This window comes from Micromonospora sp. NPDC049203 (assembly GCF_043197215.1).
In the GTDB taxonomy this organism is placed as follows: domain Bacteria; phylum Actinomycetota; class Actinomycetes; order Mycobacteriales; family Micromonosporaceae; genus Micromonospora.
In genome coordinates this window covers 79,346-94,164 of sequence record NZ_JBICSV010000013.1, presented here as the reverse complement: position 1 = coordinate 94,164, position 14,819 = coordinate 79,346, and the positions used below count along the sequence as shown (strand labels likewise).

The 14,819-nt window shown below is 73.8% G+C and carries 10 protein-coding genes; 6 read left to right on the top strand and 4 right to left on the bottom strand.

Annotation, left to right across the window (positions count from 1 at the left end; genetic code table 11):
• Window positions 1–54: 54 nt before the first annotated feature.
• Together ACGFIA_RS26325 and ACGFIA_RS26320 are read right to left on the bottom strand one after the other, a co-directional pair.
• Entirely contained in the window at window positions 55–705 is a 651-nt protein-coding gene (locus ACGFIA_RS26325) for a nucleotidyl transferase AbiEii/AbiGii toxin family protein (RefSeq protein ID WP_357389811.1), read from the bottom strand.
• A complete protein-coding gene (locus ACGFIA_RS26320) occupies window positions 702–1,028 on the bottom strand; it encodes a hypothetical protein (RefSeq protein ID WP_357389809.1) in 327 nt (108 codons plus the stop codon). The genes ACGFIA_RS26325 and ACGFIA_RS26320 overlap by 4 nt, the downstream gene beginning before the upstream one ends.
• Window positions 1,029–1,956: 928 nt before the next feature.
• On the opposite strand from ACGFIA_RS26320, the gene ACGFIA_RS26315 reads away from it, so the two are divergent.
• The 6 genes from ACGFIA_RS26315 (at window position 1,957) to ACGFIA_RS26290 (ending at window position 9,735) form a co-directional block, all read left to right on the top strand.
• Window positions 1,957–2,544, top strand: a complete 588-nt coding sequence (locus ACGFIA_RS26315) for a hypothetical protein (RefSeq protein ID WP_357389807.1) — start codon at window positions 1,957–1,959, stop codon at window positions 2,542–2,544.
• Between the two features lie 377 nt (window positions 2,545–2,921).
• A complete protein-coding gene (locus ACGFIA_RS26310; protein WP_357389805.1) occupies window positions 2,922–4,421 on the top strand; it encodes a hypothetical protein in 1,500 nt (499 codons plus the stop codon).
• Between the two features lies 1 nt (window position 4,422).
• On the top strand, window positions 4,423–5,625 hold the full coding sequence (locus ACGFIA_RS26305; RefSeq protein WP_357389803.1) for a zinc ribbon domain-containing protein: 1,203 nt from the start codon (window positions 4,423–4,425) through the stop codon (window positions 5,623–5,625).
• Window positions 5,626–8,013 (top strand): GTPase-associated protein 1-related protein, encoded by a 2,388-nt coding sequence (locus ACGFIA_RS26300; protein ID WP_357389801.1) that lies wholly within the window; start codon window positions 5,626–5,628, stop codon window positions 8,011–8,013. It abuts the gene before it with no gap.
• A complete protein-coding gene (locus tag ACGFIA_RS26295; protein ID WP_393262619.1) occupies window positions 8,010–9,566 on the top strand; it encodes a hypothetical protein in 1,557 nt (518 codons plus the stop codon). Before ACGFIA_RS26300 ends, ACGFIA_RS26295 begins: the two co-directional genes overlap by 4 nt.
• Window positions 9,553–9,735: a hypothetical protein gene (locus ACGFIA_RS26290; protein ID WP_357389797.1), complete on the top strand. Its 183-nt coding sequence runs from the start codon at window positions 9,553–9,555 to the stop codon at window positions 9,733–9,735. Before ACGFIA_RS26295 ends, ACGFIA_RS26290 begins: the two co-directional genes overlap by 14 nt.
• Here ACGFIA_RS26290 and ACGFIA_RS26285 read toward each other — a convergent pair.
• Window positions 9,732–13,817, bottom strand: a complete 4,086-nt coding sequence (locus ACGFIA_RS26285; protein WP_393262616.1) for an SAV_2336 N-terminal domain-related protein — start codon at window positions 13,815–13,817, stop codon at window positions 9,732–9,734. The genes ACGFIA_RS26290 and ACGFIA_RS26285 overlap by 4 nt on opposite strands.
• Window positions 13,807–14,814: a MoxR family ATPase gene (locus ACGFIA_RS26280; RefSeq protein ID WP_357387483.1), complete on the bottom strand. Its 1,008-nt coding sequence runs from the start codon at window positions 14,812–14,814 to the stop codon at window positions 13,807–13,809. The genes ACGFIA_RS26285 and ACGFIA_RS26280 overlap by 11 nt, the downstream gene beginning before the upstream one ends.
• Between the last annotated feature and the right edge of the window lie 5 nt (window positions 14,815–14,819).

Below are 14,819 nucleotides of genomic sequence, written 5' to 3'. Positions count from 1 at the left end.
CGCCCGGCCCCCTTGGCGGCCGTCTGCTCCGCGCCGGCCGTCTGGTTCCGCTGCTCAGCGGGGCCAGGCGGCCATCCGGCGGCGTACCTCGGCGATGCCCGGCGCGTCCAGGCCGTAGCGGGTGAACCGCCGGTCGGCCAGGCCGTCGAGGTAGCGGCCCGCCGCGCGCACGTCCTCGTCGTCCAGCGCCGGGTCCACCTGCCGAGCCAGCTCCAGCAACTGCGCCACCGTGTACCGGTCCAGCGCGGCGGACACGTCGATGTAGTCGCGTACCTCCCGCCGGTTCACCAGTGCGGCGGTCTTGTTGGCGATCAGGTCGCGCACGTCCATGACCGGACCGAGATCCATCACCACCGGGCTGCGGTGCCGGTCCAGGCGGGCCAGGCTGAGCCGGATCTGCCGCCCGTCCCGGCTCACCACGAAGTCGCGCAGATCCCGGTCGAAGCCGTCGAACACCTCGCCCAGCCCGCCCGGATCCACCTCGGTCACCCGGTAGCCGGCCCGTTCCAGCGCCGCGCGTACCCCGTCGGCCGCAGCGGCGGCGGCGCCCTCCACGTCGGCGAACAGGTCGACGTCCTCGGTGGGGCGGGTGACCAGGCCGTGCGCGGCCCACGCGACGCCGCCGCCGAGCACGAAGCGGTGCGGGCCCGCGGCGGCCAGGGCCACCCGGGCCACCTGCCGGTAGAACTCGTGCGGGTGGGTCACGCCGGGAGCAGGCTCCGGTGCCGGCCCTCCCAGGCCAGGCGTACGCCCCGGGGCAGGTTGAGCAGCGGCCACAACCGGCGCAACGTGCCCGCGTGGATCAGCTCGCGCAGGTCCTCCACGCGGGTCGTCTCGCGCAGCACGTTCTCGTACATCCAGAGCAGCTCGTCGGGGTCGCCCAGGTCGAACGCGCGTTCGCTGCTCCACATCAGGCGTACCGGCAGCTCGACGATGCCCGTGGTGGGACCGGCCAGCTCGTCGAGGGTGCGCGCCACCACGGCGGGTCGCCCGGGACGGGCGAGGTACGCGTGCGTGCTGACCGACATGGCATCAGGGTAACCCCAACCCGGCGCCGTTCCCCCCGCTCCCGCCCACCCCTCAACCCGTCGATCATGAAATTAGCGGCACCCGCCGCCCGATTCGTCCCCGCCTATTTCATGATCAACTGGGCTCGCCAGGAGATCTTGGTGCAGAACCGCCCTCATCGGGGCGGTCCCGTACCAAGATCTCCTGCCGGGGCGGGCGCGGGGGGCGGTGCGGTCCGCGCCGGGGGTCGGACTGTGCGACGTTGCCGGGTCGGCGTGGACAAAGCGGACATCCGGCTTCTGCGAGGGCTCGAATGGGGAGTGGGCTGGGGCGGTTGAGATCTTGGAGGATTTTGGCCCCCATGAGGGCCGTTTCCTTCCAAGATCTCTCTCGTGGGGTCGAGCCGGTCCGCCCCCGGTCGTCGATCATGAGGTTGGCGGCGGCAAAACGGACACCTGATGCCGTCAACTTCATGATCACCAGCCCAGCCCAGCCCAGCCCAGCCCAGCCCAGCCCAGCCCAGCCCAGCCCAGCCCAGCCCAGCCCAGGGCGGCGCGGTGCGGTGCGGTGCGGGAGCGAGTGGACGGGATCGGGCGGGTAGGTGACGGTGTCCGCGGGTGGGCGGGGTGTCGGGGTTTGGGGGTGGTCGGGGACACCCCGGTGGCGGAATCGGGGACCGGGCCGGGGCGTTATACCTGGTGCACGACCGCAGCAGCGCGCCTCCCGCACCCCAGCCGGGGTGGGCGGCACGGCCCCGGGAATGACGGGTGGGCCGGTGGTCGTTGCACATACCTCCGGCCACGACCTCAGCCCCGCGCCGTCCGGCGTGAGCGGGCGCGGCGTGAACCGGACCGACCCCCCTTTTTTTGAAGAGCGCCTGACGGTGCTCGCACCCGCACCGCATCCCCCCTTCACGGCGCGGGCGTCGACCCCCGAATGGAGCCCCCCATGAACAGCATCCTGCGTAAGAGCATCCTCGGTATCGCCGGTCTGACCGTCGCCGGTGGCCTCGCCGCCGGCCCCCTCAACCACACCGACAGCACCCCCACCACCCGGGACACCGCCGTCACCACGACGCAGGCGGCCACGCTCGACACCGCCACGCTCATCCCGCACGGCGTCCAGGGCACCCAGTCCCACATCGACCTGACCGACGAGCAGACCGCCAACGTCAAGGCGATCATCGCGGCGACGAAGAAGGCCGGCATGGACGAACGTGCCGCCGTCGTGTCGATCGCCACCGCCCTGCAGGAGTCGAAGCTGGAGAACCTCGGCCACCTCGGCGACCGTAACGACCACGATTCGCAGGGCCTGTTCCAGCAGCGTCCCTCCAGCGGCTGGGGCACGGTGGAGCAGATCACCGACCCCGAGTACTCCACGACCGCGTTCCTGAAGGGTCTCAAGCAGGTCGACGGCTGGAAGGACATGCCACTGACCAAGGCCGCCCAGACCGTCCAGGTGTCGGCCTACCCCGACCACTACGCCCAGTGGGAACAGCAGGCCGCCGACCTCGTCGCCCAGCACTGGAACAGCTGACCCGGCGGTGACCGGGGTCACGACGAACGAGCGGAAGAACCGTGACCCCGGTACCGTTGTGCAGAGCGTCGGTGTGTTCAGTGTCCCCGGGCCTCACCTAAATTGCCTTCGCGGAATACCGTTCGGCTGGAGCCGCGTCGCGCCACTCGCCGAGAGGCGACATGCACACCGACGCCGACTCCGCCCCCGGCCCCGGCCGGGGGCGGAGTTCGTCGCGCCACCGATGATCTGTCCAGCCGACGACAGTTGCTTGTGATCACCCGCCGGGCTGTGATGATCTCACCGATGTGCATGCATGGACGTGGGCGCCGGACCTGACCGGCGGCCGCTCGCCTGGACCCCGCCCCGCTCCCCGTCGCCCGAGTCCTCGCTGACCCATGGCGTTCGACGCCGAGCGTTACGACCGCGAGGTCATCAAGCCTCTGCGGGGTCACCACGGGCGCCTTCCCCCCGGTGACCTTGCCGCCCGCTACGCGGTGGAGCCGGGCTGGACCCGCGCGGAACTGATCCGTCACCTGACCGTCGTACGCCGCTTCTGGCAGGACAGCGCCGTCGGACCGGACAGCCGGGCGGAGATCTGCCGGCTGCTCATCCGGGCCGACGAGGAGCTGATCCGCACCGTCGGTGACTCCATGACTGATCCGGCCTGGTGGCAGGAGCACGGCGCCAGGGCGTCGCGGCCGCGGGAATCGATGCGGAGGCGAATACGCGACGCGATGGCGGAGGCCCGGCACTTCGCCGCGCCACCGCCCACCACGGGTCCGGCGCCGGTGAGGGCAGGCGGCGGCGCGGTGGATCCGTCCTGGCAGGCCGAGGTCCGCTCGTTCGTCCTGGCTCGCCTGGAGGATCCGGCCGGGGCCACCACGTCCCCCGTGCGACCTGCCGACACCGCAGGGGGAGCAGGGGCGGACCGCGAGTCCACCACGGCCGGCGACACCGGGTCCGCCACCACGGCAGGAGTCCCAGAGCTGACCGTGTCGGTGCTTGGTGCTCGCGGCGACCGGTGCCGGGTACGCGTGTCGTGGCCGGACGCCGGTGGCCGAGAGGTCCGCGTGCACCGCTGCGCCTCGCCGCCGCCCTGGACGGTGGGTTCCGCGCTGCCGATGACGGTCTTGGACACCTTCGGCGAGGAGCTGACCGGCGCCAGGGAGACCAGTGACGGTGAGACCGGTTTCGTCGCCGAGGTCCCCGTCGGCTACCACCTCTACGTGCCCTTCGTGATCGACGGGGAGCGGCTGACCGCTGGCCGGTTCGTGGCGCTCGGCATCGCCGAGCCGGTGCGACGGCTGCAGGCGGAACGGCGGGGCGAGGACGTCGTCCTCACCTGGATCTGGCCGCACGGGGCGCGGCGGGCCGTCGTGGAGTGGCCCGCCCCGGGCGGGACCATGCGTCACGAGGTGACCCGGTCGGCCTACGCCGGCGCGAACGGCTTCCGGATCCCCGCCGGCACACGACAGTCGGTGGCCCGGGTCGTCGTCGTGACTGACGTCGTCGGCGACGAGGTGCGGTCGGCGGTACGGGAGGTCACCCTGCCGGCGCGCCCGGTGGCTGTCTCCTACTCGTTGCACCGCAGCCCGCTCTGGCGGGCGGGACGACGGCGGATCACCGTCCGGCTCCAGGCGGACGCCGTGCTCGTCGGCGTGACGGCGACCGTGGTGCTCGGCTCGGAGCCCACCATGCCGGGAAGCGTCGAAGAGGGGTCCGTGCTGGCCGTCGCCGAACACCTGGAGCTGCGCCCCGAGCGGCCGCACGACCTGGAGGTGGCGGTGCCGTCGCTGCCGCGGCGCGCGCATCCGTACTGGATCCGCTGTTTCGTCCACGGCCCGGTGCCCACCGTGGTCGCCCTGCCCACTGTCGGATCGATGAAGGTGACCTGAGTTGTCTGAGGTGGTATGCCCGTTCTGCTATGAACGCATCGACGGCACGGCGTTGTGGTTCCAGTGTCTCGGCCAGGGCGACGCCGACCATGACGGATGCCGGACGCGGGTCGACGAGCAACGCCGGCGCAGGACCGGGTTCGGCTCGGCGGTACTGCCCACCTTCGCGCCGCCCCGTACCCAGCGGTTGCGTCCGGCACGCCTGGCGCTGTGCCCGCACTGCGGCGGGCGTACCGGCGTCCGCGCATGCCCGGAGTGCCACACCCCGCTACCGCCCAACTTCGGGCACTCGGCCAGCCCGATGATCGCGATGTTCGGCGGTAAGGGCACCGGCAAGTCGGTCTACCTGACCGTGCTCGCCCGGCAGCTGCGCTCGGCGGAACTGCGCCGGCGGTTCGGCGCGGGCATCCGGATGACCGGCGACCGGCAGGGCGGGTCGGAGTCGCCGTCGCGCTGGCTCGCCGACAACGTGGAACGGATGTTCACCGAACACAAGCTGCCGGCGCAGACCGCACCGAACCGGGAACGCCGTCGCGAGCCCCTGGTCTTCGAGTGGCGCAGCGAGCACCGCAAGTGGGGCCGCACCACCTACCGCACCAGTTACCTGTCCTTCCACGACACGGCGGGGGAGGACGTCGGGAGCCTCAGTGGCGCACACGACCTGGCGTACGTCGGCGCCGCGGACGGGCTGATCCTGCTGCTCGACCCGTTCATGCTCCCGGAGGCCCGGGAGCGGCTGCGGCTTCCCCGATCCGCGATCCGCTCCACCGAGGAGACCATCGAGGTGGTGGACCGGCTCACCCAGAGCCTGCGCGCCAGCACCGGGGTCAGCGGGAGCGAGCGCATCGGCAAGCCGGTCGCTGTCGCGTTCGCCAAGATGGACGCCTTCTTCGACGTCCTGGGACGGGAACACCCGCTCTGCCAGGAGCCGCGGCCCGGGCCCGCGTACGACGAGCGGCTGGGCCGGGCCACCCACGAGGCCGTAGCCGCGTTGCTCCGCAGCTGGAAGGGCGACGACATCGAGCAGCTCCTGCGACAGAACTACCGGACGTTCCGCTACTTCTGCGTCTCCGCGCTCGGCGCGCCGCCCGACTACGACAACGCGCTCGTCGAGCCCGGCGGTGTCCGCCCCTACCGGGTGGACGAGCCGCTGCTGTGGCTGCTCAGTCTCAACCGGTTCGGCGTCGTGCCCCGGCAGGACTGAATGACCGGGCGGTTCGACACCCTCATCTACACCGACTGCCGCGAAGGTCAGGGGCTGCTCGGCACACCGGGACTGCAATTCCAGTCCCGGTCCACCGGCGCGGACCAGGGCGCGGAGGCGGTGGTGCAACACTGCCTGCTCTACGAGCCGCCGCCCCGGTGGATGCGGGAGCGGCGTGCGGCAAACACCTATCCCGTCTCCTTCGCCCACGTCTGGGACGGGCTCCTGGCCACCGCGACCGGCGTGTACCTCGGCAGGGAGAGCGGCGGAGGGCGCGAGGGCAACCATCTCACCCACGCGATCGTGACAAGCGACCCGGCCTCCTACGGCCTGGTCCGCCCGGCCCAGCTGTTCGGGGCGCCGTTCTGGACAAGCGAGCCGGCGGACGGGCCCGGCTGCCCGCCGATCGAGGCGGGCTGGCAGCCGGGCCCGTTGGGCGCGGTGGACGCCCAGGCGTTCGTGCGTGGATCCCCGGAAGGCGCCGCTCTGCTCACCGCCCTGTTGTCGACCCTGCGGGACGGCGCCGGCCGGCGGATCCTCTTCGTCGCGCAGGAGCCGGCTGAGGTGCTGCGCTGGGTGACAGCTGTGACACTGCTCCTGCCGCAGCGGGTCGCCCTGCGGACCGGCTTCAAGGTGTTCACGCTGGACCCCGCGTATGCGCCGCAGCGGATCCTGGCCGTGCATCCCGACTGGGCCGGCCCGGCCGCCGACCTCGACAACGACCAGGGGTTCCTGGTGGTCGACCTGGTCCGGCAGGTGTGGACACCGACGCCCGAGACGCCCGAGGCACGGTGGTGGACCGAGCTCTTCCTCACCGAGGACCCCCTGGACGTGGTCGACGCGGTGGAGGTGGCGGCCGCGGCCGGGCTGCCCGGCGAGGCCGGGACCGAGGTGGCGCTGGCCGCGATCCTGCGTCGCCTGCCCGAACGGGAGGATGTCGGGCCGCTGGTTTCGTGGCTGCGGCACGGGCCTCCGCCGCTGGTGCGCCGGTACGGCGGCGGAATCGTCGACCTGCTGCTGGAGCACGTCGACCGGTGGCCCGCGAGTGTGTTGCGCGACCTCGACGAGGCCGGCCGGACCGTCACCCCCGGCCGGCACGCGGTCCGGGTCCGGACGGCCCTCATCGACGCGGAGCGGCGGGAGGTGGCGGCAACGGGACGGGTGCCGGACGAGCCGGCGCCGCCCGCTCCGCCGGCGTGGACCCGGGACGACGAGGAGCGGGCGCTCCGGCCGTGCGTCGAGGCGCTGCGCACGGCGCCGCCCGAACAGTTCGACGCGCTGCTGCGGCTGTGCGGACGGTTCGGGTTGCGGCCCTCGGCCGCCGACCTGCGCCCCGGCCTTTGGCAGTTCGTCCTGGACTGGGCGGACCATCCGGACCGTCCGTACGAGCCGCAGACCTGGGCCTGCGCGGACGAGGTCGTCGGTCTGCTGCGACAGGAACTGGGTCGGCGGCTGCTGGCGGAACCGGCGGTGGCCGGCGTGCTGGGCGACCAGTGGTGGGACGTGCTGTTGCGGGAGCCGATGCGACTGGACGAACCACTGGATGCCGCCGTGGTGGCGGCCGCGCTGCGGCACCTGCCCAGGTCGCAGCGGTACGACCTGGTGGGTCAGTGTCTGCGGACCGCGATGGCCGCACCACAGTGGATGTCGATGATGAACCGGACGGCGGCCGTGCTGTGGAGTGCACGGCCGGTCAGTCGGGTCGAGGCCGACCTGCTGCGGCGGACGGTGCCGGCGGGCACGCCGTTGGACCCCCGAACCTTCCACGTCCTGGGCATCACGGTGCTGAGCTACCAGGCCGACCCGGAGTTCGTCGACGCGGCCCAGATCCTGGTCCGGCACGGGCTGTGGACGCTGCCTCCCGAGGTGGCGCAGGCCGTCGACGGGTACCGGGCGCTGGATGTCGTACGTGATCAGCTGCGCTCCGATCGGCCCGACCTCGGCGCGCTCGGCCAGGCGGCGGCACGTCTCCCGCCCAAGCTGGTGGAGGTGCGGACGCCGGAGCTGTGCGACAAGGTTGTGGCCTCCCCGGCGGTGGCCGCCGCCGTCATGGTGCTTCTGCACGCGCCCCGGCTGGCCGAGGCGTGTTCGCGGAAGCTGCGCGCCGAGCTGGGCATGAACTCCCGGCCGGTCCACGTGGTGCTGGCCTTCGTCCTGGTCAACGCCGAGCAGCAGTCGGCGCAGATCGCCACGATGATCCAGGCAGGGGTCCGGACCGACCTCGACCAGCGGGTCCGCACCGCTGTGGCCCGCTGCTCCCAGAAACGCCTGGGCGAGATGACGGTGCAGGCCGAGAGCCTGGGACCGAAGTGGTCGGAACTCTGGAACGCCCTCGTACGGGCCGACCGGCGAAGGCTGATGCGCTGGCGGCGCGCGGACGGGCGGTGACCGTGTCCAATCCGGCCGTCCTCCTGCTGACCGCGCTCGTGGTGCTCGTCGTGCTCTACGGGCTGGCCACTGTCACCATCGCGCCGTTGACCGTCTACGCCCTGCTCGGCGGCGTCCTGGCCGGGCTGGCCCTCGGCCTGGCCGAGGCGGTTGCCGTGTTCGGCGGGGTGGTGGACGTCCCGCGCGTACGGACCCCGCACGACGAGTTCACCGCCCGGCTCCCCCGGGGACGCCGGCCTGACTACGCCTGGGTCCACTACGCCCACCGGCAGGCCGGGTACGACCTTCGGCACCTGGCGGAGCGTTGCCACGGCCGGGTCGGCGGCATGTGGCGGCGTGGTTGGCAGGACCTGCCCACCATGCCCCGCTACCACCTGCGACTCCAGGGGCCGGCACGCGACCCGGACGTCCCGCGCCCCGCCGTCCGGTCGAGGACCTGGACGATCGTCCTCTTCTGGCCCCTGCTCGCGCTGCCGGTCGCCGGTCTGACCGGGCTGACAGTGGGGGTCGTTGCCGCGCTGCTCCTCGTCGGCGCGGTCGTCGCCCTGGTGGCGGTGCCGGCCTGGTTCTGGACCCTGGCGGTGGCCGCCTTGTTACGGGCGGGCGAGCGCCGACGCCGCCGTCGGCGCGGCACTCGTCTCTGCTGTCCGCGTTGCTACTTCCTCATCGACCTTCCCGAGTACCGGTGCTCGGGCCGGCACGGCCGGGACGTGCCGGCGGGAGCCGAGCGGCATCGGATGCTCCGTCCCGGGCTTCAGGGTCTCCGGTGGCGCCGGTGCGGATGTGGACGGAAGCTGCCGGTCGGGCCGGCCGCGGCCGGCCCCCGGCTGCCGGCGTACTGTCCGAAGTGTCAGACGTCTCTCGCCGATGGCAGCGGGGCGAGCAGCGAGGTGCGGATCGCGCTGTTCGGCGCGGCGGCAGCCGGCAAGAGCACGTTGGTGGAGGCGCTCACCGCCGGGCTGGTCGCCCACTTCCCCGGCGGGCAGTGCCTGGTGAGCCGGGTGGAGGGCGGGGGACAGCCGCCGCGGCCACTGGTGGTGACCGTGACCGTCCAGGGCGGCACCGGGACGGCCCAGCGCCTCCAGTTCTTCGACGCTCCCGCCCGCGGGCTGCTCGACCCCGTCGTCTGTCGTTCGTACGCCTACCTCTACGGCACGCGGCACTTCGTGTTCGTCCTCGACCCGCTGGCCGCCGGGCTGGTGGGTGGCGTCGACGTGCCGGAGCCGTGCGATCCGCTCGACGCCTACGAACTGGTGGTGGGATGGCTGCGCAACCGGGGGGTCGACACCGGGCGATGCCGCCTCGCGGTAGTGGTCTCCCGAGCCGACCACCTGCGGCGCCTGCTCGGTGGCACCATGCCGGCGCCGGACCGGGTCCGCTGCTGGCTCGACGAGCGGGGACTGGACCAGTTGGTGATCACGGCCGCCCGGGACTTCGCCCAGGTGGGTTACTTCCTCAGCGGCCGGGACGAGCCGGCCCCGGTGGAGCCGCTGCGTTGGCTGCTGCGCGGCCGGCCCGGGGTCGGTGCGGAGGTGGCCCGTGCGCTCCGCTGACCTGCCTCCCTCCTACCGGGCATACCGGTTGGTGATCCTCGCCCTGACCGCCGCCGCGACGGGCGCGGGGACCGCCTGGTCGGTGCGGGCCGGGCTGCCGCAGGGAGCGCAGCGCTGGGCGGCGCAGTTGCTGGAGACCTTCTGGGCGGTGTGGACGGCCCTCGACTAGGACCCCGGCTGCCCTGCGGCCCCGCCGGCCTCGCGGAGCAGCCGGGCCCGCTGCCGGTGCCGCTCGGCCGTCGCAGGCTCGCCCACCCGGTCCCAGGTCTCGGCGAGGTCCTGGTGGTTGGCCATCAGAAGGGCGCGCAGGGTGGCGTCGGCGGGGTTCTCCCGGAACAGCCGGGCCAGCACGTCCCCGGCCTCGGTGAGCGCCTCGATCGCCGCCTCCACCGGGCCCGTCTCGGCGAGCATCCACGCCTGCTGCCGCAGCACCTCGGCCAGGTCCCGGCCACGGCGGGACGGGTCGCCGGTGGCGAGCTGGCGGTGCAGGACGACCACCTCCCGCAGCACCGTCGCTGCCTGATCCGCCCGGCCGGTGGACCGCAGGAGCATGGCCTGGCAGTGGCGTGCGGTAGCCATCTCCGCCACCGGCGCCGGAACCGTGGCGCCGATCAGGGCCACCGCCTGCTCGCAGGTGGCCAACGCGTCGTCCGCCGCGCCGAGGTCGGCGAGGTCCAGGGTCTGTCGGAGCAGCGCCCGGGCCAGCGCGACAGCGTGCCGGTCCGGCTCGGCGGCGTACCGCTCCCGGTAGCGGCGGACGCACTGGTTCTCCACGGCCAGGGCGGCGGCCGGGTCGCCGCTGCGACGGTGCAGCATGGCCAGCGTGGCGCGGGCCTCGTTCAGCAGATCATCACCCTCGGGCGCCCCTGCCGCGACGACCTCCTGTCCGTGCGCGATGGCGAGCCGCGCCGCCTCGAACCCCTCGTCGACGCGTTCGAGGTCGGCCAGCACCCGGGCCCGGCGGTTCTCCGCGGCGCACAGCGGCCCCCTGGCGTCCCGGGAGCCCCGGGACATCAACCGCTGGTACTGGGCGACTGCGCGGTCGGCGCTGCTGAGGGCCTGCGTCGTCAGTCCGGTCCGGGCCAGGTGGCCGGTCTGTGCGTCGAGCGTCGCGGCCAGCGCGCGTACGACGCGGTCGACGGACTGCGGCCCGGCCCGCTGCGCCAGCCGGGCCCGCAGCTCGACCTCCTCGGCGAGGACGTCGGTCACGGCGTCGGCCGCGCCCTCGGCCAGCAGCCGTTCCCGGTGCCGCGCCAGCGCGTCCGCCAGCGGGGTCAGGTAGCGGTCCCGGTCGGACAGCCGGCGGAAACCCGCGACGAGCCGTTCCGAGACGGATGCCGGCTGACCGGCGAAGAGGGCCGCCGGGTCGGGCAGCCCGTCCGCGACCGCGCGCAGTGTGGATTCCGGGGTGTCCGGGTCGGCGACCAGCCGCCGTAGCCGGTCCACCAGGACCGGTGGCAGCACCGAGGTCCGGGACCGGGTCTGCTCGAGCAGGGCGAGCAACAGCGGGGGATGGCCGCGGACGACCCTCCAGACCGGCTCGACCAGCCGGGGATGCCTGTGACAGCCGGGGCCGAGGATCTGCATCGCCCGCCGGACCTGGTCCGCCGAGCGGTCCGCCAGGATGCCGGTGACCAGATCGGGGTGGGCCAGGACGGCGGGCACCACGATCTCCGATCGCAGGTCGTCCGGCGTGACGGGCGTCCAGTACCCCTCGGGGCCGCCGGGGTAGAGCTCGTGCAGCCAGTTCGCCAGCCGGTGCAGGGTCGGCCGGTCGGTGGCCATGTCCGGACGCAGCCGGCTGATGAGGTCCTGGGCGTCGCGGGCCGTCGCCGCCCCGTACAGTGTCGCCGCCGCCACGTACCGGTCGAGCTCGCCGGGCCGGGCGTACGAGATCTGCGCGGCGACAGCTGCGTCCTCCCAGTACCGGCGTTCCCTCGTCGCGTGCGCGGCCGTCAGGTCTTCCGGGGTCACCGGCGCCGGTGCGCGCAGGGTGCGCACGAGCATGCGCAGGGCGACGATGTGCAGCGACAGCGGGGTGGCGTACCGGTCGTCACCGACGTCGGGCAGCCGCATCCGCTCGCCGTGCTCGCGCCAGCGATCCGTGCCCGCAGCCGCGTCCAGAGCCTGGGACAGGCCGCGCAGGGCTTCACGCAGCGCGCTCTGCCGCGGCGGGCCGGCCCGCCAGGGCGGGTCCAGCCGGTCGACAGTCGCGTCGCCGACGAGCCGCGACGGGCCGGTGCGTCGCAGCTCCTGCCACCAGTCACCGGCGGCCCGCGTGATCAGGAGCAGGTGGGTCGACGCGACGCGGTCGGCTCTGGCCAGCTCCCGCCGGACGGTCCCCGGCCGGGTCTCGGCCTCGTCGATCACGACCAGTTCGCCGCCCCCGGCGAGGGTGACGACGAGGCGTCCGTCCGTGTGGCCCTCCGCTACCGGGGCGGCATCGAGCTGGGCGATCAGTTCGACCAGCAGCCGGGTCTTTCCGACGCCCGGCCCTCCCGTCACGACCCGCAACGACGGCCCCGGCAGGTCCACCCAGCGACGCAGTTCGGCGAGTTCCCGGTCGCGGCCGGTGCACCGTACCGCCCGCCGCCACGGTGAGAGCAGGTCCCGCATGCCGTCGGCAGGCGCGGATCCGGGTGCCGGATCGGGCGTGGCGAGCGGACCGGCATCGTCGTCGGGGGCGGGGCGTGGCGTGGACGCGCCGGCCAGCGGCGTCCCGGCCCGGTCGAGCCGGGCCCGGGCGGTGAGGTTGACGACGGCGAAGGGCCGGCTGTCCGGTCCGAACCCGGGGTGCCCGGGCCCCGGGGTGAGCGCGGTGAAGTGCGTACGGGCCACGCCCATCCGCGACTGGACGGTTCGGGAGAGGTGCTCCAGCAGTTCGGCCGCGCGGGCCATCTTGGGCCGGCTCAGGGTGTCCAGCAGGAGCGGCTGCACACCCTCGACGAACGCGTAGCGGCCGGTCCGCGCGTCCACCACCCGCAGCAGACCGCTGAGCAGCACCTCGGCGAGTTGGGACGGGGTGGCCCGGCGGAACATCGCCTGCTGGATGTAGCGGATGACCGGCAGCACCGGCTCACTCATCGCGACGTAGGCCGCGAGTTCGACGGCCTCGGGCGAGGACGAGGAGCGGAACTGCCGGACCCGCCGCGAGGGCGGGAGGTGCCCTCCGTGTCCGGCGAGGACGGCGTCGCGCTGCTCACCGGTCACGGCGGTGACGGCCGCGGTGACCGCCGGGGCACCCGCGACGAGCCGGGTCCAGCGGCCGAACCACGCCGAGTCGATCTCCAGCACGGGCACCACGGCCCCGCGTGGTGGCGGGGACCCGTCGAAGGGCTCGAACCGCAGGTCGGAGTTGGGCGCGCCGGGACGGGGCGTGCTGAGCAGCCCGGGCGTCGTCCGGCTGCCGGTCCGTGACCACATCCGTTCGGGCAGCGGCTGGAGGACGGCGACCGGCCCGCGACGCGCCCACCGGTGCAGCAGGGCGCCGGCCGCGCCGGTGTGCCAGATCCGGTCCACGCAGTCGCTGACGACGAGGATCACCCGACGGCCGCTGGGATCTACCAGTTCGGCGCCGGTGCGCGGGTCGCCACGCCAGGTCGACAGCCTCGCCCGGCCGGCGTCGTCCCGGTCCAGCCGCCATTGGGCGACGCGCCGGAAAACCCCCGCGGCGGCGAGGGTGTCCACCACTTCGCCGGCCAGTTCCCGCCATAGCGTCATCGACGCGGTGCTGTCCACCACCACCGCCAGGTCCAGCCAACGCTCGGTCGCCGGGACCATCACCGCCGGCCACGGTCGGCCGCCCAGCAGGTGCTCGGCCGCGACGCGTACCGTCGCCTCCTCGTCGAGGACCTGTTGCCGGGGGGACGGCACCCGCCGGGTCAGCGGTCGCAGGGTCCGCTGCAGGCCCAGGCGGTCACCGAGCGAGGCCGACTGCGGCACTGTGATCTCGCCGGCCCGTATCGTGCCGGGCGCGGCGGGCGCGGCGTGCAGCGGCGTGGTCGCGGGCCGGGAGGGTGGCGGGGCCGGCGCGGGCGCGGGGGGTTCGGACGGTCGGGCGGGCGCCGGTGCGCCGGGCGCCGCCGGCTCGGCATCCACGCCCGGCGGCCCGACGGCCGGGGCCGGCGGGGGAGCGGCCACCGGCGCCGCCGGGCCGAGGTGGTGGCTCAGCCATAGGACCTCGGCGAGGTCCCGGGCGGTGGGGGCGCCCCCCACCGCCGTGATCGCGGCACGTAGCCGCTCAATCGTCATCGGGCCGGCGGGACAGGTGAGCCATCACCTTGTCGGCGAGCTGGTCCCGGTCCACACCCGTGGTCCGTCCCGCCTGGTCGGTGAGGTAGATCGCGTTGAGCAGCTGGTCCGTGGCGAGGTCGTCGTGGTCCCGCCGGCTGAGGAACCGCTGGATGATCTCCGCGCCGCTCGGGGCCAGCGTGCCCAGATGCGCCTCGACGATCCGCGACAGCTTCTCCGCCTCGGGCTGGGGCAGGGTCGCCTGGATGCACCGGCGCAGGAACGCTGGCGGGAAGTCCCGCTCACCATTGCTGGTCATCACGATGATCGGGAAGGCCCGGCAGCGGACCTGGCCGTGACGCACCGGCACCCGCTCGGTGCTGTCCGCTGTCATCACTGCGGCGTCGGCGGCCTGATCCGCCTGCCGGACCAGCTCCGGTATCTCGTACGACCCCTCCTCGAAGATGGCGAGCAGGTCGTTGGGCAGGTCCAGGTCACCCTTGTCGATCTCGTCGATGAGCAGCACCCGTGGACGCTCGGCCGGCAGCAGCGCCGTGCCGAGCGGGCCGAGGCGGATGAACCGGCCGACGTCCTCTGGCTCGTCGCCGGGCCCGGACCCGCTGTCCCGCCTGGCCTGATAGAGCCGGGCCAGCGGGTCGTACTGGTAGAGGCCGTCCTTTACCGTGACGCGGCTGGTGATGTTCCACCGCAGTGGACGCCCGAGCCCCAGCTCATGGGCGACGGCAGAGGCCAGTGTGGACTTTCCGGTGCCGGGACGGCCGGTCACCAGCAGCGGCCGGCGCAGGTGGATGGCGGCGTTGACCAGTTCAACTGTGTCGCGGTCCGGGCGGTAGTTCTCGCCCCGCCGGGCGTCGGCCGCCGACTCCTCCACCCACGGGGAGATGGGGACGGCCTCGTCGTCGAACAACCGCCACGGCGGCGGTGCCGGCAGCCGGGCGATGTCGTCGTGCGGGACACCCGTCCCGTGGTAGATCCACCAGCCCGGTCGCTCGGACACGTCCG

Bases quoted from the DNA above. Each gene is read 5' to 3' on its own strand.
- ACGFIA_RS26315 (WP_357389807.1), top strand. From the start codon at position 1,957: ATGAACAGCATCCTGCGTAAGAGCATCCTCGGTATCGCCGGTCTGACC.
- ACGFIA_RS26300 (WP_357389801.1), top strand. From the start codon at position 5,626: ATGACCGGGCGGTTCGACACCCTCATCTACACCGACTGCCGCGAAGGT.
- ACGFIA_RS26310 (WP_357389805.1), top strand. From the start codon at position 2,922: ATGGCGTTCGACGCCGAGCGTTACGACCGCGAGGTCATCAAGCCTCTG.
- ACGFIA_RS26285 (WP_393262616.1), bottom strand. From the start codon at position 13,817: ATGACGATTGAGCGGCTACGTGCCGCGATCACGGCGGTGGGGGGCGCC.
- ACGFIA_RS26320 (WP_357389809.1), bottom strand. From the start codon at position 1,028: ATGTCGGTCAGCACGCACGCGTACCTCGCCCGTCCCGGGCGACCCGCC.